The organism is Curtobacterium sp. MCLR17_039, from assembly GCF_003234745.1.
Classification (GTDB): domain Bacteria; phylum Actinomycetota; class Actinomycetes; order Actinomycetales; family Microbacteriaceae; genus Curtobacterium; species Curtobacterium flaccumfaciens.
Genome location: NZ_QKTF01000008.1, coordinates 59,344 through 82,043, shown reverse-complemented (window position 1 = coordinate 82,043; position 22,700 = coordinate 59,344). Strand labels below are relative to the sequence as shown.

Below are 22,700 nucleotides of genomic sequence, written 5' to 3'. Positions count from 1 at the left end.
TGGCTACCGCGGCAACTCCGCTCCGCGTGACGACCGTGGTGGCTACCGGGGTCGTGACGACCGTGGGGCTTCCGCGCCGCGCGACGACCGCGGTGGCGACCGTGGTGGCTACCGCGGCAACTCGGCTCCGCGTGACGACCGTGGTGGGTACCGGGGTCGTGACGACCGTTCCGGTGGTGGAGACCGTGGTGGCTACCGCGGCAACTCCGCTCCGCGTGACGACCGTGGTGGCTACCGGGGCCGTGACGACCGTGGGGCTTCCGCGCCGCGCGACGACCGCGGTGGCTACCGTGGCTCGGCTCCGCGTGACGACCGTGGTGGGTACCGGGGTCGCGACGACCGCGGGAGCTCCGCACCGCGTGACGACCGCGGTGGCTACCGCGGCCGCGACGACCGTGGGGCTTCGGCTCCGCGCGACGACCGTGGCGGCTACCGGGGTCGCGATGACCGATCCGGCGGCGGCGACCGTGGTGGCTACCGCGGCAACTCGGCCCCGCGCGACGACCGTGGCGGGTACCGGGGCCGTGACGACCGCAGCTCCGCTCCGCGCGACGACCGTGGTGGCTACCGCGGCCGCGACGACCGCAGCTCCGCCCCGCGGGACGACCGTGGTGGCTACCGGGGCCGTGACGACCGTGGTGCTTCGGCCCCGCGCGACGACCGTGGTGGGTACCGCGGCCGCGACGACCGTGGCAGCTCCGCGCCGCGTGATGACCGCCGCACCCCGGACGGCCAGCAGAGCCGCGTCTGGCACAACGGCCGCCGCTACGTCGGCGGCACCACGAGTGTCCGCAACAGCGACCGCACCACGCCGAAGCCGAGCGGGCAGCGCGACGACCGGGGCAACCCGGCCGAGGGCACGCCCGAACGGCCCATCATCGAGGACTGGGACGCGGCGGACGGAACGGCGCCTGCCGGAGCCGAGCCGAGCCTCCAGGCAGAGGGTGAGCGCCTGCAGAAGGTGATCGCCGCTGCCGGCGTGGCATCCCGCCGGGTCGCGGAGAACCTGATCGTCGAGGGCCGCGTGACGGTCAACGGCGAGGTCGTGGACGCCCTCGGGCGTCGTGTCGACCCCGAGAAGGACGCGATCAGCGTCGACGGCGTGCCGGTGCAGATCGACTCGTCGCGGCGCTACATCGTGCTGAACAAGCCGACCGGTGTCGTCTCGAGCCTGCAGGACGAGCGCGGTCGCCGCGACCTGACCGAGTTCGTGGACCGCTACGAGGAGCGCCTGTTCAACGTCGGCCGTCTCGACACCGAGACCTCCGGACTGCTCGTCCTGACGAACGACGGCGACCTGGCACACGTGCTGGCGCACCCGTCGTTCGGCGTGCAGAAGACGTACATCGCGAAGGTCCACGGCAACGTGAACCCCGCCGTGGTGCAGCGCCTGACCGAGGGCGTCGAGCTCGAGGACGGTCCGATCAAGGCCGACAAGGTGCGGTTGCTCGAGTCCTCGCGGGGTGAGTCGCTCGTCGAGATCACGCTGCACTCCGGCCGCAACCGCATCGTCCGTCGCATGCTCGAGGCCGTCGACCACCCGGTCCTCGAACTCGTCCGCCGGTCGTTCGGACCGCTGCACCTGGGCAGCCTGCCGCCGGGCAAGATGCGCGAGCTCGGCACGGTCGAGGTGGGCAAGCTGCTCAGCACCGTCCGTGACGCGAAGCCGTCCGCTCGTGACGACCGCGACGTCGCCCTCGACCAGGACGACGACGAGTACGAGGACGAGTCGGCGGACTGACCGGACCCGACGCTCGGGCATCGACCGATGCCCGAGCGTCGATCGGTAGGCTTGCCCGGTGACCGACGTGACCCCGACCGACATCGTCCGCCGTCTGCGCGGCCCGGTCCGGGTCGTCGGTGCCGGGTTGCTCGGCGCCTCGATCGGTCTCGCCCTGCGCGAGAAGGGTGTGGACGTCGTCCTCGACGACGTCTCGCCCGCCGCGCTGGCGCTCGCCGTGGACTACGGCGCCGGGCGTCGACCGGCTGCCGGCGACCAGCCGGAGCTCGTCGTCGTCGCGGTACCGCCGGACGTCGTCGCGACCGTGGTGGAGCGCGAGCTCGCCGCCCACCCCGACGCCGTGGTGACCGACGTCGCCAGCGTGAAGTCCGGGCCGCTCGCCGCCCTGGTGGCGGCCGGGGCCGACGTCTCCCGCTACATCGGGTCGCACCCGATGGCCGGACGCGAGCGCAGCGGTCCGACCGCCGCCCGCGCCGACCTGTTCGTCGGTCGTCCGTGGGTGATCGCCGGGCACGACGGCATCACGTACCAGCGTGCCGCGGTGGTCGAGGACCTCGCGCTCGACGTCGGCGCCACCGTCGTGCCGATGGACCCGGAGTCGCACGACCTCGCTGTCGCGTACGTCTCGCACGCGCCGCAGCTCGTGTCGACGCTGATGGCCTCGCGCCTGCGGGACGCCCCCGACGGGTCGCTCGGCCTGGCCGGCGGCGGCGTTCGCGACGTCACCCGGATCGCCGCGAGCGACCCGGGGCTCTGGGTGCAGATCATCGGGGCGAACGCCGGGCACATCCGGCCGGTGCTCACCGACCTGCGCGACGACCTGTCCCGCGTGATCGACGCGCTCGGCGACCCGGACGGTGCCGGCTCGCCGCGCACCATCGCCGAGACGATCGCCGACGGCAACCGCGGGGTCGAACGGCTCCCCGGCAAGCACGGCACCACCAAGCGCTTCGCCCAGGTGGTCGTCCTGGTCGACGACACCCCCGGGCAGATCGCCGCACTCCTGACGTTCATCGGGGAGATCGGCATCAACCTCGAGGACATGCGCCTCGAGCACTCACCGGGCGCACAGATCGGCATCGTCGAGGTGTCGGTGCTGCCCGAGCAGGAACAGCGACTCGTCGAGGAACTCGAGGGGCGCGGATGGAGGATCGCAGCAGCATGGGCCTGAACGACGACACGAACGACTCCGGCGTGATCAGTGGACGCGCTCCGGCCGGTGGGACCGACGGGCCCGACTCCGGCTTGCCGACGCCGACCCCGACTCCTGGCGGCGGGGCACGCGGCGGTGCTGAGGGTGGCCCCCTCGGTGGTCCGGCCGGCGGCCTCGGCGAACCCGGCGGGGAGCCCGGTTCGACCAGCGCCCCGATGCCGTCCGGCCTGGCCGACGGCGCCTACGTGGCGAAGATCGTCATCGCGGTCGACGGCCCCGCAGGCAGCGGCAAGTCGAGCGTCTCCCGCGCGGCCGCCCGCGCCCTGGGCTACGGCTACCAGGACACCGGCGCCGCCTACCGTGCTCTCGCGTGGCACGCCCTGCAGCAGCGGGTCGACCTCGACGACGCCGCGGCGATCCTGGCGAGCTGGGACACCTTCGACTACGCCATCGGCACCGACCCCGACGACTACTACGTCAAGGTGGGGGAGACCGACGTGACCGAGGCCATCCGCACCCCCGACGTCACCGGCGCGGTCGCCCACATCGCGAAGCTCCCGGACGTCCGGAAGCGCCTGGTCCAGCTGTTCCGGAACGTGATGCGGAAGACCGACGCCCCGGGCATCATCACCGAGGGCCGGGACATCACCACGGTCGTCGCACCCGACGCCGAGGTCCGGATCCTGCTGACGGCCGACGAGTCCGTTAGAATGGCCCGACGCTCGGCAGAGGTCACGACCCAGTCGGCCGCCGAGACCTCCGCAGCACTCGCTCGTCGCGACGCGGCGGACGCGAAAGTCGTCGACTTCATGAACGCCGCCGACGGCGTCACGACGCTCGACTCCACCGACCTCGACTTCGACCAGACCGTGCAGGCGGTCGTCGACCTGGCCCGCGCGGCCACGCACTGACGCAGACCGGACCGCTTCGGCGGGCCGATCACGCACTGACGCAGACCGGACCGCTTCGGCGGGCCGATCACGCACTGACGCAGACCGGACCGCCTCGGCGGGACGGTCCACCACGGCCGGACCCCCGGCCCCGGCCGGCAACGGCCACCGACACCGCGGCCCCGGCCGCTCGCGAGGAACCCAAGATGGCTCAGCTGGACAACCCGGACAACGACGACTTCCCCCAGTACGACGACGCCCTCGGCGAGCGGCTCGCCGGACTCGACGAGGCCGAGGCCGAGCAGCGCGCGACCGCGCTCCGCGCCGGGCTCGAGGAGTACGACCTCGAAGACGAAGACCTCGCCCTGCTCGAGGCCGGTCAGGTCGGCGAGGACGGCGTCCACTACCTGCCCGCCTACCCGGTGCTCGCGATCGTCGGCCGCCCGAACGTCGGCAAGTCCGCGCTCGTGAACCGCATCCTCGGTCGTCGTGAGGCCGTCGTGCAGGACGTCCCCGGCGTCACCCGCGACCGTGTCAGCTACAAGGCCGACTGGAACGACAAGCGCTTCACCCTCGTCGACACCGGCGGCTGGGAGCCCGGCGCCGAGGGCATCAACGCCTCGGTTGCCGCACAGGCCGAGGTCGCGATCGACCTCGCCGACGCCGTGCTGTTCGTCGTGGACGTCACGGTCGGGATCACCGCCACCGACGAGCACGTCGTCAAGATGCTCCGCGGCACCGACCGCCCCGTCATCGTCGTCGCGAACAAGGCCGACGACGAGCGCCGTGAACTCGACGCCTACGAACTCTGGAACCTGGGACTCGGCGAGCCGCACCCGGTGTCGGCCCTGCACGGACGCGGCGTCGCGGACCTGCTCGACCTGATCATCAAGACGCTGCCCGACACCTCGGCCGTCGCCAAGCAGGAGGTCGGCGGCCCTCGCCGCGTGGCCATCCTCGGCCGCCCGAACGTCGGCAAGAGCTCGCTGCTCAACAAGGCCGCCGGTGAAGAGCGGGTCGTCGTGAACGACATCGCCGGCACCACCCGCGACCCGGTGGACGAGCAGATCGAGCTCGGCGGCAAGGTGTGGCGCTTCGTCGACACCGCCGGCATCCGCAAGCGCGTCCACATGCAGCAGGGCGCCGACTTCTACGCCTCGCTCCGCACCACCGCCGCGCTCGAGAAGGCCGAGGTCGCCGTCGTCGTCCTCGACGTCACCGAGCCGGTGTCCGTGCAGGACCTCCGGATCATCGACCTCGTCCTCGAGTCCGGCCGTGCCCTCGTGCTGGCCTACAACAAGTGGGACCTGCTCGACGACGAGCGACGCCGTTACCTGGAGCGCGAGATCGAGCAGGACCTGGCGCACGTCGCCTGGGCCCCGCGCGTGAACATCTCGGCCCGTACCGGCCGCCACCTCGAGAAGCTCGTGCCGGCGCTCGAGACCGCCCTCGAGTCGTGGGACACCCGCATCCCGACCGGCAAGGTCAACGCCTTCATCGCCGAGCTCGTGCAGGAACACCCCCACCCCGTGCGCGGCGGCAAGCAGCCCCGCATCCTGTTCGGGACCCAGGCGTCGAGCCAGCCGCCGACCTTCGTGCTCTTCACGTCCGCGTTCCTCGACCCGCAGTACCGACGCTTCATCACGCGTCGCCTCCGCGAGGTCTGGGGCTTCTCCGGCACGCCGATCAACGTCAACATGCGGGTGCGCGAGCGCCGGAAGCGCTGAGCCGTCCCACCCGTCACGCAGAACGCGCCTCGATCCGTCGGGGCGCGTTCTGCGCCCGGGCTCCGGTGGGCTGGCTCCCCGTGTTCGGCCTGGAGGCCCGGAGCCGGTCCGTCTCGCCGGTGCGGCATCATAGGGGCGTGCGTACCGGGCCGTGGGCAGCGGACCGACGTCGGCTCGCCCTGGTGGGCGTCCTCGTCGGTGTGGTCGTCGTGGGTTCGGTGTCCCTCTGGACGATCTCGCACACGTCCGACGACGGCGACACGGTCACCCGTGCCGAGCCCGTGCCCTCCGAGCCGGCGCAGTCGCCCGACGTCCGACTGCCGCCGTCCAACGGCCTCGAGGAACCGATCGAGCCCGAACCCGTCCGTCCGGTCGACGGCTCGCCCATCGACCCGTGGTGGCGCCGCGTCCCGCCGGTGTCCGGTGACGTCGTCGGCATCGGGGCTGCGGCCTCCGGGCACGTCCGGATCGCCGCGAACACGAGTGACGAGACGCTCGCGGTGGAGATCGACCACCTGGAGACCGGCGGGGACGGCCCCGTCGACGTCGTGCTGTCCGCGGGAACGGTGCGCGGTGGTTCGAAGCCGGTGTGGACGCCGGCCGGGGAGTCCTACGACCTGTTCCAGGCCGCCGGGGTCGAACAGGGACTGACCGTCGTGCTCAGCGATCCGTGGTCACTGCCCGACGAGGTCCGTTCCCTGGTCCTGCTCGACGCCGACACCGGCACCGTGCTGGGCGGCGCGGCACTCGTCCCGTCGGACTGAGCGCGGCGCGCTGGTAGGGCTGTGCCGGTGTGCTGTGCCGACGCCGTACGACACTGTCGTGGTCGTCCGACGTCGACAGTGTCGTTCCGCATCGGTGCTCGTGGCTGTGCCGCGTCCGCTGCCGCCGCCGGGATGGGGCACGATGTACTGGTGACGCAGCAGAACGACGGACTCGGTGTGCTCGCCGACCGCGTGTGGTGCCGTCTGCGGCTCGACCGGTTGGCCGGAGGCCGGCAGTCCGGGTACGTGATCCGCGAGGACATGCTCGGACACCCGGACACCGTCCGCTCGTTCCGGTGGATCCGGTGGCTGCTCGTCGCCGAGACCGTCGTGGGGCTCACCGCCATCGTGGTCGCCGTGCTGCTGACCCGCGCGGGGGAGTCCCTGTCGTGGGCGGTGTGGTTCCGGTCCACCGTGGTGCTGCTCATCACCCTGACGCTCTACGTGTTCGCCTGGCGGGCGCAGCTCGGGTACTACTGGGCGTACCAGCGGCTGCGGCTGTTCAGCCGGATCTTCCCGATCGTGACGCTGATCGTCGCGGCGATCCCCGGGCTCTACCCGTTCTGGATGGTCATCGAGCAGATCGTGTTCTCGGTGCTCATGGTCGGCATCGGCGACGTGCTGACGAGCGACCACATGCGGGCGACGTTCCCGAAGCCCGCCCGGCGCTGAGGCTCCGGCGGGCGGGTACCGACGCCGAGCGACGATGTCGGTGTCGTACGACGTCGATGGTGTCGCTTCTTGCGGGCGCGGGTTGTTGCGCACGCTCGGGAGCGACGATGTCGGTGTCGTACGACGTCGGCGATGTCGTTCGGCGTCGACGCTCGCGCGGGCGGACCGGCACCACGACAGCACACGCGTCGATCGACTCGTGGACTGTCGCAAAACAGGTGCAGGGGCGGCGCGACCGGGCTACGCCACCGTGGCCAGGGCGAACGGCAGCACGGCGGCGGCCCCGGCGCGCCGGAGCTCCCGGCCTGCCACGGTCATCGTCCACCGGCTGTCGACCAGGTCGTCGACGAGCAGCACCGGGCCCTCGTGCGCCTGCAGGGCTGCGGCGAGCGACGGATCGACCACGTAGGTGTCCCACACGCCGGACAGTCGGTAGGCGCTATTCGTCGCACCGTCGCCGCGCGGGGTCCCGCCAGCGCGGCCGAGCGTGCCGAGGAACTGCAGCCGACCGATCGTGGACAGCGCCTGGGCGAGGGACCCCACGAGCTCGGGCCGTGACCGCGAGGACATCGCCACGACGCCGGTCGGCCGGGTCTCCCACGGCCAGTCCTTGAGCGCCCGGACGCAACCGTCGACGAGCTCGCGCGAGATCGGGGCATCGGGGGTGGACGTCGAGAACAGCGCACGCAGTGGGCCGCCCCAGCCGAGGTCGGTCAGACGGGCCACCGCACGGCCGGGCTGCACGAGCTCGTCCGCGCCGATCTTGCCCCGCACCGAGACCCCGAGCGACGACATCCCCGAGGGCCACTGGGCACGCGGGGCGATCTCGACGCCGACCTTGTCGAGCGCGGCCGCCGCTCCGGACGAGTCGGTGTCGGACACGGCGGTCGGGAACCACGCCCCGGCGCAGTTGTCGCACCGGCCGCAGGGCTCGGCCGAGGGGTCGTCGAGGTCCTGCTGCAGCAGCTGCATGCGGCAGGCCGAGGTGGACTCGTAGTCGAGCATCGACGCGGCCTCGGCAGCGCGGGCCGCTGCGACCCGCTCGTACCGGGGTGCGTCGTACTCCCACGGCTGCCCGGTCGACACCCAGCCACCGGTGACGCGCCGGACGGCGCCGTCGACGTCGAGCACCTTGAGCAGGAGTTCGAGGGTGGAACGCTTGATGTCGACCAGGCCCTCGAGCGCCACGGTCGACATCGCGGTGTCGGTGGACAGGGCGCCGAGCACGGCGGCGGCACGGGCCTCGGTCGGCATCGAGGCGCTGGCGAAGTACTGCCAGATCTCGCGGTCCTCACGCCCGGGCAGGAGCAGGACGTCGGCGTTGTCGGTCGCACGACCCGCACGACCGATCTGCTGGTAGTAGGCGACGGGCGACGAGGGAGCCCCGACGTGCACGACGAAGCCGAGGTCGGGCTTGTCGAACCCCATGCCGAGCGCGCTCGTGGCGACCAGGGCCTTCAGCTCGTTGCCCTTGAGTTGCTGCTCGAGCTGTTCGCGCTCGTCGGTGTCGGTGCGCCCCGTGTAGGCACGGACGGCGTACCCGTTGTCGCGCAGCAGCCGTGCGATGTCCTCGGCCGCCGAGACGGTCAGCGTGTAGATGATGCCGCTGCCGGGTAGGTCGCCGAGGTGCGCGAGGAGCCAGCCGAGCCGCTGCCGGGCATCGGGCAGCGTGAGCACGCCGAGGCGCAGGGACTTGCGAGCCAGGGACCCGCGGATGGTGAACACCGGGTCGGCCGGACCGGCGGTGAGCTGTTCGGCGACGTCCTCGACCACGCGCTCGTTCGCCGTCGCGGTGGTGGCCAGGACGGGGACGCCGTGGGGGAGTGATCGGATGAGCTCTGCCAGTCGGCGGTAGTCCGGCCGGAAGTCGTGGCCCCAGTCCGAGATGCAGTGCGCTTCGTCGACCACGAGCATGCCCATCCGGGCGATCAGGGTCGGCATCTGCTCGTCGCGGAACTTCGGGTTGTTCAGGCGCTCGGGGGAGACGAGGAGCACGTCGACCTCGTCACGGGCGAGGGCGGCCTGGGTCTCGCCCCACTCGTGGGCGTTCGCGGAGTTGATCGACACCGCACGGACACCGGCCCGCGCGGCAGCGGCGACCTGGTCGCGCATCAGGGCGAGCAGCGGCGACACCAGGACGGTCGGGCCGCCCCCGCGTCGGCGCAGCAGCAGCGTCGCGAGGAAGTACACCGCGGACTTGCCCCACCCGGTGCGCTGCACGACCAGAGCGCGCTGCCGGTGCTCGACCAGCGCCGAGATCGCCTCGAGCTGGCCGGGGTGGAACACCGCGTCGGGGCGCCCCGTGAGCGCAGCGAGCGCCTGCTGCGCCTCGGCGGCGATGTCCGCAGAGGGGGAGACGGAAGACGACGCGGTGGACCCGACACCAAGACCAGACATGCCCCCATGCTGTCAGCACCGACCGACGAAACCCGACCCGAGCCTCCTATCTGTGGACAACGCGACGGGGCGCGCTTACTGGTACGTGACCAACGACGGCGTCGGCTGCACGTCCTGCATCGTCTGCGCGGGCGTCAGCATGGGCGTGTCCTCGTCGTAGAAGTTCTTCCAGCCCCAGTGCAGCCCCTCCGGCGCGCCCTGGTGCAGTGCCTTCCACGTCGCCTGCTTGTCCGGCTGCGACCCCTGCCCGTCGACGTGCACGAGCATGTCGAGCTCCGGGTGGGTCTGCAGTGCGGAGCGGTCCTGGATCATCGACAGCCGGAACTGGTGCAGCACCAGGGCCTTCGGCGGCAGCCCCTCCTTCTGCACCAGCGCAGCCAGCCACGAGGAGACCTCGTTCACCTCGGACGCCGAGACACTCCCGATCTGCTTGAGCGGCACCTGGTCCTTCGTCAGCCGCCACTCCGGGTCGAGCGCCAGCCACACGCCCGGCTTCTTCAGCAGCGACTCGTACTTCTTGGCCTGCGACAGGAAGTCCGACCGTCCGGGCTGCAGGTCGATGATGACCGGCATGTCCGCCTCGTGCGCGGCATCGACGTAGGGCTCGAGCGTCGACACCGGCAGCTCCGTCGAGTAGTCGCCGTCGGCGCCGGCGTCCCCGGCGGCGACGGTCGCGATGACCTCCATCGCGGGCGTCACGAGCTCGTCGGACTCGGCCCGGTACGGCTTCGCGACCTGCTCGGCACGGTGCACGGTCTCCTTCGGCCCCTGCTCGCCGAGCACACCCAGCGCAGGCGCCCCGGGAGCCCCGTACAGCGCGACGTACCGGTGCCCGTCGAACGGCCGCTGGCCGCCGTTCCGCAGCTGGAACCCACCCTCGGCAGCCCGGACCGTCCACTCCGGGTCGGGCAGGGCGTCGAACGCCGCGCCGACCAGGACGGTCGGGTGCTTCGCCCGCTCGTGCAGCGCCGTCACCACGTCGGGTGCGGCAGCCGGGTCGGTCACGCCCTCCGGCATGGTCACGACGCGGGCGCCGGCGGCCTTCGCGGTCGCCACGGCAGCAGCGTCCGCACTCGCGTCCGCCACCACCACCGTCGCCTGCCGGGAGGCCCGGGTCGACTCCGGCGCGTCACCGCCGTCCGGCGCCTGCCGCTGTTCGACGTCCGTGTCGACCGACACGTCGCCCTCGGCCTGGTACCAGTCGGCGCCGAGCCGGTCGAGCTCGCGGGCGACGGCAGTGCTCTTGTTCTCGGCCGTCAGCAGCACCGGGACGTGGGCGCTCGCCGCAGCCTTCGCCGCACCACGGATCCCGTCGGTGTCGCCGGCCCGGGCGACGACCGCTCCGGGAGCGCTCGCGAACAGGGCCTTGCTGACGCGGACGGACCGGGCGGCGGCGTCCGAGGCGTCGGCCACCGAGACGGTGTCGGCCGAGGCCTTCGCCAGGGTCGGGCGGCTCGTGTCCGGTCCGCTCGACGTGCACCCGGCGGCTCCGAGCAGCAGCCCGGAGACCGCGATCGCGAACAGGAAGCGAGGGGTGGAACGAGAACGCATCGAGCCACCCTACGAGCCAGACGGAGAGGTCCCTGGGAATCCGACGGGTGTCGTCTCGTAGAAGGGAGGCATGCCCCACCACCCCGACGACCGCCCGCTCATCGGACCGGTCCGGTCGCCCGAGGTGCACTGCATGACGCTCAACGTGCGTCGCCGCGTGCCGCGACAGCCGACACACCCGGACGCCTGGGATCGTCGCCGCGACGCTGTGCTCGCGCTCGTCACGTCCGAAGCGCCCACCGTCCTCGCCGTCCAGGAGGCCCTGCCCACGCAGGCGGACGACCTGACGTCCGGCCTCGGGTCGGGTTGGGAGCCCGTCCTGGCCGGGCGGGGAACGCGCGGCGGTGGCGAACAGGTCGGCCTGTTCCTCGACCGCTCCCGCCTCGACGTCGTCGAGCGCCGCACCTGGGCGCTCTCCCGCACACCCCACCGCCCCGGCTCGCGGTCGTGGGCCACGTCCTTCCCCCGGCACGCCGTCGGAGCCGTCGTGGACGACCGCGCGACCGGCATCAGGTTCCTGGCGATCGCCACCCACCTCGACGTCGCCTCGCCGTGGGCCCGACTGCGGTCCGCCGAACTGCTCGGCCGGATCGTCCGGCAGCGCGGCCTGCCCGCCGTGGTCATGGCCGACTGGAACAGCCCCGCCGGTTCCGCACCATGGCGAGCCCTGGCGGAGGCGGGGGTCGAGGACAGCTGGGGGCGGGCCTCCAGGCAGGTGGGTGAGCCCTACGGGACGTACCCGCACTACGGGAGTCCGCGCGCCGGTGGCCGGCGGATCGACGGGGTGCTCGTGACCTCCGAGGCGGAGGTGGACCGCGTCGCGGTCGACGTGCGGCGGCCGGGCGGCGTGTGGCCGTCCGACCACGCTGCCGTGCACGCGGTCGTGCGGTGGGCGTCGTGATCCGCGCGCTCGGACCGACGTTCCTGCGGCCGCGGTTCCTGGTGGCCGACGTGGTACGGGCGCTGACGCTCGTGAGCGTCGTCGTGGCGAGCGTCGGGTGGGGTGGGACGGCGTTCCCGGTCATGGCGCTGGCGCTGCTCGGCGTCGTGGTGCCGCGGATGCTCGGGCTGCGGCCGGCGTTCGACGTGGCGGTGTGCGTGCTCGTGCTCCTCGCCGGGTGGTCGAGCGTGCTCGAGTGGTACACGACCGTCTTCCTGTGGGACAAGTTCATGCACGTCGTGCTGACGGGGCTGCTCGCGGCGGTGCTCTACGTCATCGGTGCCGATCTGCGGGCGGTACCGGCCCCGCACGCCGAGCGCCGGGTGGTCGTCGCGGTGCTCGCGCTGTGTGCGGGACTCGCGGTCGGGGCGGTCTGGGAGATGGGGGAGTGGCTCGGGCACAACTTCGTCGACTCGAAGATCTTCGTCGGGTACGACGACACGATCGGGGACCTGGCGGCGGACGGGTCCGGCGGGTTGCTCGTCGGGCTCGGGTTGCCGTGGTTGGCGGCGCGGCGCGAGGTGGTGCGGCCGGGCTGAGCGTGTCGTTCGGGTCGCGTTGCTCCGACTCGCCGTGGCACGGAGGGGGTCTGACGTCCGCTATGCTGGACCGGTCGCTCGCGCTCCGGTCGGACGTGGGCGAGGATCCTCCGGGATCCTGAGTTCTCCGGAACTCGCGGGCTGTGGCGCAGCTTGGTAGCGCACTTGACTGGGGGTCAAGGGGTCGCAGGTTCAAATCCTGTCAGCCCGACCGAAGGGGTGTCTTAAGAACTGTCTTAAGAACCCAACAACGAAGAGAGGCTCGCAGCCAACAGGCTGCGAGCCTCTCTTCGTTGTCGTCGGCAGGTTCAGGCCTACTGAGCTGCCACCTTCCGCGACCGTGTGGATCGCTTGGCCTTCTCAGCAGCCGACTTCGGCGCCTTCTCTCGTCGTGCCTTGGCTCGCTCCTGGCGAACCTCGAGGTCCGGCACTCCACTTGGCCGGGTGCCTGTGTAGTCGTTGAAGTCGGCGTGCCGCCGCTCTAAGCGTCCGACACCGGTCCTGAGGTCGGCCGTCTTCCGTAGGCTGGAGTCGTGTCAGACCGCATCTCCTGGGACCGCTACGACGGCGACGCCATTGAGGCGGTCGTCGCGATTTTCCTGCTCCGTATGCACCGACACGGGGAACGCCGGAAGCCTTCCCGCGGGGACAAGGGCATTGACGTGCTCGTCCGCAACGACGACGGCACCTGGACTGTGTATCAGGTCAAGCGGTATACCAAACCGCTCACCTCAAAACAGAAGGACTCGATCGTCGAGTCGTGGCAGCGGCTTCACACCTACGTTCGCAGCCGCGGACTGACGGTGCGTGAATGGATTGTCGTGCGCCCGCGGGACGCCACGACGGAGGAAACGGAATGGTTGGCAGCGCTTACCGCGACCGCCGGCATCCCGTCACAGTGGCTCGGCGAGGCCAATCTCGACGCTTGGGCTACCGAGTTCCCGGAGGTCGTGGACTACTACCTGCGCGGTGGGGAGCAGCGCGCCTTCGAAATGGCGATGCAGCTTTTCAAGGCTGCACGCCTGGAACGCGACGTGCCATCGGATCTCCGTTTCAGCGTCGATGACGCCCGTGACGGACTTACGTCGATCTTCAACGCCGTCAATAAAGCCGATCCGCACTTCGTGTACGAGTTCAGTGTCGGACTGCACCGCGGCAGCCTCCTCGACAACCCGCCGGACGACCCAAACCTGGTGTGGACGTCCGAAGTAGTCCGTAACGATGTGCAGGTACGGACCAACGTCTTCCGGCGGTACGACCTAGCCAACGAAGACAGTCCCCTCGACTTCGAACTGAACGTCGCCTTCCGCCCGCAAGACGAAATGCAGCGGCAGGCGCTGCAAGCGTTCACCGAGTTCGGTACACCGCTGGAGGGCATGCCGGCGGACATCAGTGGCACGCTACCTGGCGCTGACATCGAACGTGAACTCGCATCCGAAATCACCGTGCTCCCAGCAGCGGGTGGCCGCCGCAGCGGCGACTACACACTCGTCGTCGCCGCCAGCGGCGCCGACGCCGTGTCCGGAACAGTGCACATGGACGGTTATATCCGGGCGGAACGCGGCTGGAGCTGGAACGGGAAGGTCGGCGGACGCATCGGCTTCACGGTCTTCGGATCCTACGACCGGTCCCGCCACGGCATCCGAATCGGTCCGTTCACGGTCGAAATGCTCACACCCAACGACGCCCTCCTCATCCTCCGCCTCCAACAGACCCTGTCCGTCGGCGGCGAATTTCGCCTTGAAGTTCCGCACGGACCGCTGGCGCTTTCCATGACCGCCATCGCCGACGAAGCCGACACAGACAACCTGCGCTCCCTGAACGCTGCGATCGACGCGATGCTCGCGCTGCAAGTGATCCAACGCGCCACAATCGAACCGATCAGGGTGCCCGCCCTGGCGACCAGCCTCGCAGACTCCCTGCGCAGCTGGCACCGCGCCGCAGACCTGCTTACTTCCGGAGAACGGACCACCGCCTGGGACCACATCGTCCTCGACTCGGAGTCGCAGCAGACAGCACTTCCCGATCTTCCCGTTGAGCTGCTGGCTGTTGTCGAACTCCGTGTCCGCATCGGCGACAGAGACCTGCGCCTGGGACACATTGTCCAACGGTGCCTAGCCACTACCGCATCACGCCTCGACGACGGTCGACTCAGGTTCGAACCGGGCGAAGACAGAAGAGTCCTGGAACGTCTCACCACCGACGCCGCCGAAGTCGCACTCGCGGGACGCGTCCTCGTCAGACCAGTAACGCCACTGCCGCAGACACCATCAACGACGTGAGTCGGAAAGCCACGGAACCGGTCTTCCGTCCACATTGTGGCGTAAGCCGGCGCGTCTGAGGCGTCCAGCACGCACGCTGGCCGAGCGCGTCAACGTCGGCCGGCATGCGCCCGGGGCGACCCAACTTCCAGCGCCGCGGTGGCGCGTTCGGATGGAAGACGCAGGCCGCGAACGTTGTGACCACTTCTGGGGAGACTCGCGGGTCCAAGTTGGCATCGGCCGCATAGACCAACACAATGAATGAGCAGTCATCACAACGGGGCCAGGGGGTAGGAGACAGATGGCAAACTTTGATGCGTCTGCGTCTGCGCTCGGGTTCCTGCATCAGATCCGGTGGGCGATGATCGAGCTCCTGCTCGCCGCCAAACGCTCACGCGATGAGACCGTCCGAATGACCATCGAAGCGTACGACGACATCGCCCTCACGGACGCTGCAGACCTACCGCTCCACGCAGTGCAGTTGAAACAGCACGCTGGCCACGGCCCGCTCACCGACAACAGCCCCGACCTCTGGAAGACACTCCGAGTGTGGTTGGAGATACCGTCACTGCGTGCCGCCAACGGGCCGATGTTGACACTGGCAACGACCTCCCCGATCGCAGGTGGTAGCGCTGCTTCGGTCCTCACCGCTGACGCGGCGTCGCGTGATGTCGATACCGCGCTGCAGCTGCTGAACGCTGCTGCCGCGGACAGCGTTGCGAAGGCGACAGAAGCCGGGCGAACAGCGTGGAAATCGGCGCCTGAGTCGGTGCGCGCGGCCCTGTTGCAGCGCGTCGTAGTGCTCGGGCAGCAGGCGCACATCAGCGACATCGACGACATCCTCGCCGCCGAATTGCGGCCCTTGGTGCCGAACGAGCACCTGGCCGTCTATCAAGAGCGGCTGTGGGGATGGTGGAACGGTCGCGCTGTGGCCATGCTCCTCGCCAACCAGCGGCAAGAACCTGTGCTCTCCGTCTCCGCCGCCGAGCTGCACGAACGGATGAGGCTGATCCGGGACCAATTCTCCGTTGGAGCGCTCATCGTCGACGCGGACTTCGATCCGGACGAAGACGAGCTCGCCTTCGGGCACGGTCAAGACTTCGTCCGTCAACTGCGATGGGTGAAAGTCGGTGACGCGACACTCCACACCGCCGTCATCGACTACCTTCGCGCCTACGCCCACACCACCAAATGGGTGCAGAACGGCGACCTGTTCGACGAGGACCTCAACCGCTACGAACGGGACCTCAAAGACGAATGGTCGCGTCGCTTCCACGAGATGTTGGAGGACCTCGAAACCGACGGAGTCACCGACCCAGACGCTCGAGCGGTCCGAGGTCGGGAACTGTTTCGCGAACTCGGTCGGTCCGTCGAAGTGCGCATTCGACCCGAGTTCGAAGCCCCGTTCCATGCCCGCGGCACACGCAACGGCATCGCGAACGGTGGGGAGCATGGCTGGCACCCGGACTTCAAAGCAAGGCTCGCCGGCGTCCTCGAGGGTGCGATCTGATGCGGACACCGCTTCCCTCATGGCCGGAACGCGCCCAACCCGCCGCCGACATCCTCAACCCCGCGATCAGCTCTGTCTGCGTCGCTTGGGCCGCGAAACGATACGAGCGCGACACGGACGGCGCCGCGCTTCCGTTCTCACTCTCGTTCCTCGTCGCGCCGCTCGTTCTCCACGAGCCGACGCGTGCGCGACTTCCGCAGAAGGTGACGTCGCACTTCCCGACCTGGGTGACACACAACGCGGAAGTGCTCGCGGGCTTCCCCCGACGCGCGGGTGCTCTCGTCCCGTATGTCCGTGAGGGCATCCGCACTGGTGTGCGTTCCGGGCTCATCACCCTCGATGACGCCGGCGATTTGACCGCCACCATCGCGGCCCACACAACCATCCCGTCCAAGACCGAACTGCGCAGCATCGCCACGTCGTCCGCCCTCGTCGGCGGGTGGTTCGCACGCGCCGGAACCCCCGCAAACGTCTTCACCCAACTTGGAGTGGCACCGTAGTGCAGATACGCAACGTCAGGATCTACAACCCCATCGGCGGCACTCGCGACGTCGAATTCCGACCCGGCGAACTGAACATCATCACCGGCCCGGCCGGGACCGGCAAGAGCGCGCTGCTCACCATCGTCGACTACTGCCTCGGCAGGGACGAACCGACCGTTCCTCGGACCAAGATGTTCTCCTCGATCGACTGGTACGCGGTCATGTGGGAGTTCCCGGACGGCAGTCGCGCCGTCACCGGACGAAGAGCGATGCGCGGCGGCAAGAGCAACTCCCGCGCGATGTTGGAATTCGGTGGCCCAGACATGCGGATGCCAGAACTCCGCGAGCTCCGCGAGAACGTCGACTCTGACGCCCTCCGGATACAACTCGGTGCACGGATCGGACTCGACAACGTCTACCTGGAACCCAACGACTACGGCATCCGCCCCGGCCGCAACGTCGGCCTCGGCACCGCAGCGCTGTTTTGCCTGCAGGAACAGGAAGAGATCGGCACGAAGTCGACGTTGTTCCACCGGCAGGCGGACGACGGTATCAAGATTGACCTCCGCGACACCTTCCCGTTTTTCCTCGGCGCCGTCGACGGGGACCAAGCAAGCAAGCGCGAAGCGCTCCGCGAAGCGAAGCGCACCCTTCGCCGCGCAGAAGCAGCACACGACCGCGCCATCGCAGAAGCAGCCGACCGCAACGCCGTGTTCCGTGACATGCTCGGCGAAGCGCGCGCCGTCGGGCTAGTTCCCGACGAACGGCTCATCGCTGCAGGCGACTACCGAGCCGCAGCGCTGTCAATCGTCTACGACTCGACCACTGCGGCGGACACGGAACCAGTCCCTGCGGACCCGGACGTCGACATTCGGGCGCAAAACCAGCGGCGGCTTTTGCAAGCTGCACAAGAACGTGACCGTGCCGCACTGTCCGTTGCGATCGCGAACCGGGACCTCCTGCTCAACCAGGACACCGGGGAGTCGGAGTACTCCGACTCCCTGCAAGCCGGTGCCGGCCGACTGCAAAGCATCGGGCTGCTTCCCGCCCACGACGGTGACGTGCACACCTGCCCGGTCTGCGCGCAGGACCTTCCGGCTGCGGACGCCAGCATCGAGCAGATGCAGGAGCGGCTGCAGCAACTGCATGAAAGCCTCGAGGACGTGCAGCAGGTGCAGCCACGTCGTGCGCAAGCGGTCCGCCGCCTCGAGGAACGAGTCGTCGAACTCCGCCGTCGCCTCGACTCGACGTCCGCCGCACTCGACGCAGCCGTTCGGCGTGGAGGCGGCGACGGGCCGACCGCTATCTCCGAACGTCAGGCGTTCGTCCGCGGAAGGATGGACGCGATTCTCCGCGACGCGGAAAGCGTCGACGAGGACCGGCTGACGTTCCTTCGCTCCCGGCAGCGGGATGCAGAACGGCAGGTCGCCCGGTTGGATGACGAGCTCAGCAGCGATGAACTCCGTGAACAGACGATGTCCCGCTTGAACATCATCGGCGGCTACTTGGGTGACTACAGCCGCCGGTTCGAGGCGGAGAGCGCGAACCGGCCGATGCGGCTCGACATCAACGCGCTCACCATCGTCGTCGACGAGGAATTTGGACCTGTCGAGCTCACCGGTTTCGGGAGCGGCGCGAACTGGGTCGGGTTCCACGTTGCCGCGCATCTGGCGTTGCATCAATTCTTCGTCAGTCAGAACCGCCCGGTGCCACGATTTCTGATGCTCGATCAACCCAGCCAGGCGCACTTCCAAGGTGATGTGTCCGTGGGTGAGGACGGAAAACGCGACGCTGAAGGCGAGAAGGTGTGGGCCATGTTCAAAACAGTCGCTGACTTCGCCGATGCTCACAGCAAGAAGATGCAAGTGATCGTCATCGATCATGCCCGGTACACGGATCCGTGGTTCACGAGCAAAGTAGTCCATGATTGGCACGACGGCGAGAAGCTTATTCCCGGTGATTGGGCCCAGTACATGCGCACGACCGCCACTGACAACGCCGATGAGTACCCGTCATCGACTCCGTGACCGGTTGACCGTCAGACCTGGTCTGATCCGCCCTAGGTCCGATGGTGAATCTCGACCCACGGAAGGAGGAAAGCGCATGGAGCACCGGCGTATTTTCCGGAGGAACTACGGGGGCGAGCGCTCCAGCTCGCGGTGGAAGCGCGCCGCGCGCCGACACCAGAGCAGCCACGCCGTGTCGGATCGGTGAGCAATTGAGTATGAACCCGGACGCACTGCGGTCTTGAGTGCAGCAGGCAGAGATCGATGGCAGAGGCCGGACGCGCCTCACCGCGGAGAACGCGGGTGCGAGACAGTAGACGACGTCCCAGGGAGGACAGGCCGCACCGGAGAGCCGTCCAAGACCGCGCCGTTCCGGGCCTCGAAGAGTTCTTGACACAGCCCATCGAAGCGTGTGAGAGACCACGACGAAGCCCACCGATGATCTCGGTGGGCTTCGTCGTTTCGGTGGCTGACGTGGGTCGTACGCATAGGGCTCCCTCACTGCGACGATGAGCGGACCATCTATGTGAGACACGACTCTGGTCGACGCTGCGTCCGGTTCGAGTCAACTACGGGAGACCGCGGGGGACCGCCTATCGAGACGGCATCGACTGGGTCCGTAGATGATTGACGGTCAGTGGTAGACGCTACGGTTCACCTATGTCCTTCGCCGAACGTATGGGGTTCACGTCACCGCGGTCCGTAACGCAGACAGACGCGCTCGACACGGAGACCAGGACTGAACTTTGGAACACCGTCTATGTCATCCGCGGACTTACCCGGCAGGATGTGATGGCCTACGACGTCGACACTGCGATCACTGCCGCAATCTGGGCTTGGTACTTCAAGAACGCCCGTGACGAGCAGCCGCGAGACGAAAAGGTTTGGGGGCGGGTCAAGTCGGCCATCATGGACGGTGAGTGGTTCGAAGCCTTGGACTGTATCGAGGCATACGGCAAATACCTGCACCGATTCTCGAACCAGTTCACGTACCAGGTTCCGGACGCTTTCGATGACCTTCTGAATGCCGCCCTCGAACGGTACCTCGTCGGGTACCGACTGATCGAGCGAGAACTCGTTCCCCTTAGTGACGACATGTCGGTCGCCGCGGTAACGGACGCGCTGGATCTCACGGTCCAGCTCACCGGTGCCCGGAACCATCTCCTTCGTGCAACAGAATTGCTTGCCGATCGGCAGACGCCGGACTACCCGAACACCATCAAGGAAGCAATTTCGGCGGTGGAATCCGTTGTGGCGACGGTTACGGGAGAGGGCACGCTCGGCGCGGGGTTGAGGAAACTCAAGGCGGCTGGTATCGAGCTGCACCCCGCGCTGGAGAGCGCCTGGTCAAAGATGTACGGTTGGACGTCTGACGCGCAGGGTATCCGTCACGCGGCTATCGACCAGGCGGATGCCGACCAAAGTCTTGCAAAGTACATGCTCGTCGCGTGCTCCGCATTCGTGTCCTACGTCATGGAAGCCGGCAGGAAGAGCGAGCTAATCTGATCCTCGTTACATCGGCAGGCGAGCGTGAAGCCCGTTAGTACCTCAGGCAGCTTGGTCCTGAGGTCTTATGCGAGCTCGGGCCCGGTCACCATTGGTGACCGGGCCCCGTTCATTAGGAACCCTAGTAGAGGAACAACGTCACGTCGGTTGCGGGTAGATCCTTGGCGCCGGCGACCTTGGCCATACGAATCACGATCCTCGTCAGAGCTTCCGTGCGAGCGCTGACATCGTTCCGCGCCGTCACCATCGTCCGGTAGTTCGTCACAAGCTCATCATCATGTCCAAACAGCACCGGAATCTCATTCAGCGCCCCGGTCACTTCCGCCTGGTTACCGCGGAGACGAATGATTTCTCGAGCGAGCGCGATGCGTGCTTGTCTGACGGTGCGCCGCGACGCGGCAACTTCTTGCAACACGAACACGAGGATGGCGAGCACCCCAGAGAGAGCCCCACCGACGATCGCGCCAATCACTGCGGCCTGTAACTCATCCGACATGAGGTCAAATCTACTATCCCGCCTTCGGACTCGTCTCAATAGCCAGCCGGCTATCGGACAGCCCGGGTCTTCTCTCCGGTGAGCCTGGACTACCCGCTAGCTCAGCCGCTCGTCACTCAGGACAAACCGCCGGATGGTCCTGTTCACCAGAACCCAAATTTTCCGTCGTTCCTTCTCGCTGGGCGCACCGTGGCTGTTGAACCAGTCGAGAAGGAACCGGTAGTCGTTCTCCCCGTTGTTCCTGTTGTAGCCGTTGTCGGGGAACGCGCCGTTCTCCCACAGGTCAGCGAGCAGTGCGCGAGAGAAGTACTCGGTCGTGAGGGCCACGGGCCGCAGGTCGACGTACGCAGCTCGGAGGTCAAACAGCCTCCGGAGGGCAGACGCGCCTTCCGTCAACTCGGGAACCTCGAAGTACTCGACGCACACGCTTCCGATCGGGGATAGCTCGTGGCCAGTGTCGGGATTGCGGATCGCGTAGAGGTAGCGAAGTCCGGTGTTGCCGCACACACAAATGCCAATGCTCGTTGGATCTTCCTCCAGGCCAGCCACTTCCCACTCCTCGACCGCGGCTGCCCAGGTGTTAGCCCGTGATCCAGCGATCACCGTGGCCCTTAAGCTCTGAAAGTTGTGACTGGCCATCTACCCCTCCTCTGGGGAAAGTACTGCTGATGGTGACTCGAACACGAGAGGTGGGGTGTTCGATAGCCGATCGCCTACCGGACGGCCGTGGGCTCGCTGGCCCTTGAGAGCGTCAGAAGTACATGCGCCCCCGCGCGATGTCAGCCTCGGCCTGCCGAAGGGCCTCCGCGACTTCGGGGTCAGTCCCCTCGAACTTCGCCGCCCGAGAGCCAAAGTTCGTGTAGTGGTGCATGACGAACCACAGCACGAGGAGCACCGCCAAGACCAAGCCGGTTCCGATCCACCACCACATGCGGGCAGCGTAAGTGCGACCAACCGCGGAGGCAAGCAAAGCGATGCTCCGTTGAAGGATCGGCTACCGGGACCCGTCCTGTTGCATCTGAACGACCAACGGGCGAACCAGGATGAGAGTGGGTCCGGGCCAGTCAAGTCCGTCGTGCTCTTCCAACGGCACAAAGCCGACGCTGCGGTAGAACGCCCGTGTTTGCGCGTACGGCTCGTTCTCAAAGGACGGCCCGACCGTGTGCACCGACAGCAGGGTGCAACCATCAACCGCTAACCGTGACGCGATGCGCTCGACGAGCAACCGCCCGACACCGGTCCCGCGAGCCTCTGGATGCACCGCGATGAGGTGCAGCTCGGCGGCCTCGCGGAAGTGACGTCGTGTCAGTGCAGCGCCGATAACCCCGTCAGGGGCAACAGCGAGCAGGCTCCCGTAGTCGTCGTTCTCCGCCGCCGCTACGTAGTTGTCGATGGCGTCGACGTCACCAAACCATTCGGGTAGCGCCTCGAGAATCCGGCGCACGTCCTTAGCGCTGCGGTGCTCCACGAGTTCGATTCCCATATGTTGAAGGTTGGCATACGAGTCGGCGCGGTGCGTCCGGAGGTGCATCGGCTACCGGGACGCGATCACGACACAGAGCGCAGCGAGAAAGGCGACACAGAGCGAAGCTGCTCACATCCATCAACCCAGGACCGAGCGGGTTCGGTTTGAAGTCGCAAGTGTCCGGCTGACGGTCGGCTACCGGACGGTGTGAATGACTTCGACACTCATCGAGTGATCTGACGCCCGATACCGGGCGAGCGCGACTGTGGCTTCCGCCATGTCGCCGAATTCAGAGCGCCTGTGTCGTTGGACGTATTCGGCCGCCCGGGGTTCGGGGATTGCTTCCCGGTGGACGCTGATGGAGATGTGTGCGGTGTCGCGGACGAACGCCATCGGCGGCGCGACGCGGTCGTGTAAGTCCGCCGCTGCCTCACGCATCTGTCGCCGGATCGGTACCAGCGTCTCGTTGTCGAAGCCCTGGACGAACACGCCGGACGGCGAGCCGCCGAGCCCAACCAGCCGAACGTTGACGTCCAGCAGATCGCGGGCACGCTCGACCGCGTCGACGTAGTGCTCGATCATTGTCCGCGACCTTGTCGC

General features: G+C 68.4%; 20 protein-coding genes and 1 tRNA gene. 14 read left to right on the top strand and 7 right to left on the bottom strand.

All coding sequences use genetic code 11. From position 1 onward, the window contains the following. Window positions 1-952: 952 nt before the first annotated feature. From DEJ00_RS18810 to DEJ00_RS11475, 6 genes are all read left to right on the top strand, one after another. On the top strand, window positions 953-1,741 hold the full coding sequence (locus tag DEJ00_RS18810; protein WP_231495626.1) for a pseudouridine synthase: 789 nt from the start codon (window positions 953-955) through the stop codon (window positions 1,739-1,741). A 58-nt stretch (window positions 1,742-1,799) separates the two neighbouring features. Next, window positions 1,800-2,912: a prephenate dehydrogenase gene (locus DEJ00_RS11495; protein ID WP_111057438.1), complete on the top strand. Its 1,113-nt coding sequence runs from the start codon at window positions 1,800-1,802 to the stop codon at window positions 2,910-2,912. Window positions 2,913-3,109: 197 nt separating this feature from the next. Then, a complete protein-coding gene (gene cmk, locus DEJ00_RS11490) occupies window positions 3,110-3,805 on the top strand; it encodes a (d)CMP kinase (RefSeq protein ID WP_051596569.1) in 696 nt (231 codons plus the stop codon). A 185-nt stretch (window positions 3,806-3,990) separates the two neighbouring features. Continuing rightward, window positions 3,991-5,511 carry a ribosome biogenesis GTPase Der gene (gene der / locus DEJ00_RS11485; RefSeq protein ID WP_027464783.1) on the top strand — a complete coding sequence of 507 codons (1,521 nt, stop codon included), beginning with the start codon at window positions 3,991-3,993 and terminating at the stop codon, window positions 5,509-5,511. Window positions 5,512-5,648: 137 nt separating this feature from the next. Beyond that, window positions 5,649-6,275, top strand: a complete 627-nt coding sequence (locus DEJ00_RS11480) for a hypothetical protein (RefSeq protein ID WP_146247950.1) — start codon at window positions 5,649-5,651, stop codon at window positions 6,273-6,275. 150 nt (window positions 6,276-6,425) lie between these two features. Further along, complete coding sequence (locus tag DEJ00_RS11475; protein WP_111057436.1) at window positions 6,426-6,947, top strand: hypothetical protein; 522 nt, start codon at window positions 6,426-6,428, stop codon at window positions 6,945-6,947. Window positions 6,948-7,187: 240 nt separating this feature from the next. On the opposite strand, the gene DEJ00_RS11470 is transcribed toward DEJ00_RS11475, so the two are convergent. Next, window positions 7,188-9,344: an ATP-dependent DNA helicase RecQ gene (locus DEJ00_RS11470; protein WP_258373656.1), complete on the bottom strand. Its 2,157-nt coding sequence runs from the start codon at window positions 9,342-9,344 to the stop codon at window positions 7,188-7,190. A 75-nt stretch (window positions 9,345-9,419) separates the two neighbouring features. After that, the gene (locus tag DEJ00_RS11465) at window positions 9,420-10,895 is read right to left on the bottom strand and encodes a hypothetical protein (RefSeq protein ID WP_111057435.1); all 1,476 of its coding nucleotides are present in this window, start codon (window positions 10,893-10,895) and stop codon (window positions 9,420-9,422) included. A 70-nt stretch (window positions 10,896-10,965) separates the two neighbouring features. On the opposite strand from DEJ00_RS11465, the gene DEJ00_RS11460 reads away from it, so the two are divergent. The 8 genes from DEJ00_RS11460 to DEJ00_RS11430 all read left to right on the top strand — a co-directional run bounded on the left by DEJ00_RS11460 (window position 10,966) and on the right by DEJ00_RS11430 (window position 20,139). After that, entirely contained in the window at window positions 10,966-11,796 is an 831-nt protein-coding gene (locus DEJ00_RS11460; RefSeq protein WP_111057434.1) for an endonuclease/exonuclease/phosphatase family protein, read from the top strand. Beyond that, window positions 11,793-12,374: a hypothetical protein gene (locus DEJ00_RS11455; protein ID WP_146247949.1), complete on the top strand. Its 582-nt coding sequence runs from the start codon at window positions 11,793-11,795 to the stop codon at window positions 12,372-12,374. Before DEJ00_RS11460 ends, DEJ00_RS11455 begins: the two co-directional genes overlap by 4 nt. Before the next feature lie 137 nt (window positions 12,375-12,511). Then, a tRNA-Pro gene (locus DEJ00_RS11450) sits at window positions 12,512-12,585 on the top strand. A gap of 322 nt (window positions 12,586-12,907) precedes the next feature. After that, window positions 12,908-14,656, top strand: a complete 1,749-nt coding sequence (locus DEJ00_RS11445; RefSeq protein WP_111057432.1) for a hypothetical protein — start codon at window positions 12,908-12,910, stop codon at window positions 14,654-14,656. A gap of 280 nt (window positions 14,657-14,936) precedes the next feature. Next, window positions 14,937-16,145, top strand: coding sequence for an ABC-three component system protein (locus tag DEJ00_RS11440; protein WP_111057431.1), 1,209 nt, complete (start codon window positions 14,937-14,939; stop codon window positions 16,143-16,145). Further along, complete coding sequence (locus tag DEJ00_RS18285; protein WP_146247948.1) at window positions 16,145-16,645, top strand: three component ABC system middle component; 501 nt, start codon at window positions 16,145-16,147, stop codon at window positions 16,643-16,645. The genes DEJ00_RS11440 and DEJ00_RS18285 overlap by 1 nt, the downstream gene beginning before the upstream one ends. Continuing rightward, complete coding sequence (locus tag DEJ00_RS11435) at window positions 16,645-18,654, top strand: DUF3732 domain-containing protein (RefSeq protein WP_181440161.1); 2,010 nt, start codon at window positions 16,645-16,647, stop codon at window positions 18,652-18,654. The genes DEJ00_RS18285 and DEJ00_RS11435 overlap by 1 nt, the downstream gene beginning before the upstream one ends. A gap of 639 nt (window positions 18,655-19,293) precedes the next feature. Then, a complete protein-coding gene (locus DEJ00_RS11430) occupies window positions 19,294-20,139 on the top strand; it encodes an AbiJ-NTD4 domain-containing protein (RefSeq protein WP_111057429.1) in 846 nt (281 codons plus the stop codon). 121 nt (window positions 20,140-20,260) lie between these two features. On the opposite strand, the gene DEJ00_RS11425 is transcribed toward DEJ00_RS11430, so the two are convergent. The 5 genes from DEJ00_RS11425 to DEJ00_RS11405 all read right to left on the bottom strand — a co-directional run bounded on the left by DEJ00_RS11425 (window position 20,261) and on the right by DEJ00_RS11405 (window position 22,682). Next, the gene (locus DEJ00_RS11425) at window positions 20,261-20,635 is read right to left on the bottom strand and encodes a hypothetical protein (RefSeq protein ID WP_111057428.1); all 375 of its coding nucleotides are present in this window, start codon (window positions 20,633-20,635) and stop codon (window positions 20,261-20,263) included. 96 nt (window positions 20,636-20,731) lie between these two features. Continuing rightward, window positions 20,732-21,274: a hypothetical protein gene (locus DEJ00_RS11420; protein WP_146247947.1), complete on the bottom strand. Its 543-nt coding sequence runs from the start codon at window positions 21,272-21,274 to the stop codon at window positions 20,732-20,734. Between the two features lie 112 nt (window positions 21,275-21,386). Further along, window positions 21,387-21,566 (bottom strand): hypothetical protein, encoded by a 180-nt coding sequence (locus DEJ00_RS11415; protein WP_111057426.1) that lies wholly within the window; start codon window positions 21,564-21,566, stop codon window positions 21,387-21,389. Between the two features lie 63 nt (window positions 21,567-21,629). Next, window positions 21,630-22,118 carry an N-acetyltransferase gene (locus DEJ00_RS11410; protein WP_111057486.1) on the bottom strand — a complete coding sequence of 163 codons (489 nt, stop codon included), beginning with the start codon at window positions 22,116-22,118 and terminating at the stop codon, window positions 21,630-21,632. Between the two features lie 177 nt (window positions 22,119-22,295). Further along, the gene (locus DEJ00_RS11405; RefSeq protein WP_111057425.1) at window positions 22,296-22,682 is read right to left on the bottom strand and encodes a hypothetical protein; all 387 of its coding nucleotides are present in this window, start codon (window positions 22,680-22,682) and stop codon (window positions 22,296-22,298) included. Between the last annotated feature and the right edge of the window lie 18 nt (window positions 22,683-22,700).

What these genes read in the sequence shown, in the direction of transcription:
- cmk (WP_051596569.1), top strand. Translation starts at nt 3,110, where the DNA reads ATGCCGTCCGGCCTGGCCGACGGCGCCTACGTGGCGAAGATCGTCATC.
- der (WP_027464783.1), top strand. Translation starts at nt 3,991, where the DNA reads ATGGCTCAGCTGGACAACCCGGACAACGACGACTTCCCCCAGTACGAC.
- DEJ00_RS11470 (WP_258373656.1), bottom strand. Translation starts at nt 9,344, where the DNA reads ATGTCTGGTCTTGGTGTCGGGTCCACCGCGTCGTCTTCCGTCTCCCCC.
- DEJ00_RS11465 (WP_111057435.1), bottom strand. Translation starts at nt 10,895, where the DNA reads ATGCGTTCTCGTTCCACCCCTCGCTTCCTGTTCGCGATCGCGGTCTCC.
- DEJ00_RS11460 (WP_111057434.1), top strand. Translation starts at nt 10,966, where the DNA reads ATGCCCCACCACCCCGACGACCGCCCGCTCATCGGACCGGTCCGGTCG.
- DEJ00_RS11440 (WP_111057431.1), top strand. Translation starts at nt 14,937, where the DNA reads ATGGCAAACTTTGATGCGTCTGCGTCTGCGCTCGGGTTCCTGCATCAG.
- DEJ00_RS18285 (WP_146247948.1), top strand. Translation starts at nt 16,145, where the DNA reads ATGCGGACACCGCTTCCCTCATGGCCGGAACGCGCCCAACCCGCCGCC.
- DEJ00_RS11430 (WP_111057429.1), top strand. Translation starts at nt 19,294, where the DNA reads ATGTCCTTCGCCGAACGTATGGGGTTCACGTCACCGCGGTCCGTAACG.
- DEJ00_RS11425 (WP_111057428.1), bottom strand. Translation starts at nt 20,635, where the DNA reads ATGTCGGATGAGTTACAGGCCGCAGTGATTGGCGCGATCGTCGGTGGG.
- DEJ00_RS11420 (WP_146247947.1), bottom strand. Translation starts at nt 21,274, where the DNA reads ATGGCCAGTCACAACTTTCAGAGCTTAAGGGCCACGGTGATCGCTGGA.
- DEJ00_RS11415 (WP_111057426.1), bottom strand. Translation starts at nt 21,566, where the DNA reads ATGTGGTGGTGGATCGGAACCGGCTTGGTCTTGGCGGTGCTCCTCGTG.
- DEJ00_RS11410 (WP_111057486.1), bottom strand. Translation starts at nt 22,118, where the DNA reads ATGGGAATCGAACTCGTGGAGCACCGCAGCGCTAAGGACGTGCGCCGG.
- DEJ00_RS11405 (WP_111057425.1), bottom strand. Translation starts at nt 22,682, where the DNA reads ATGATCGAGCACTACGTCGACGCGGTCGAGCGTGCCCGCGATCTGCTG.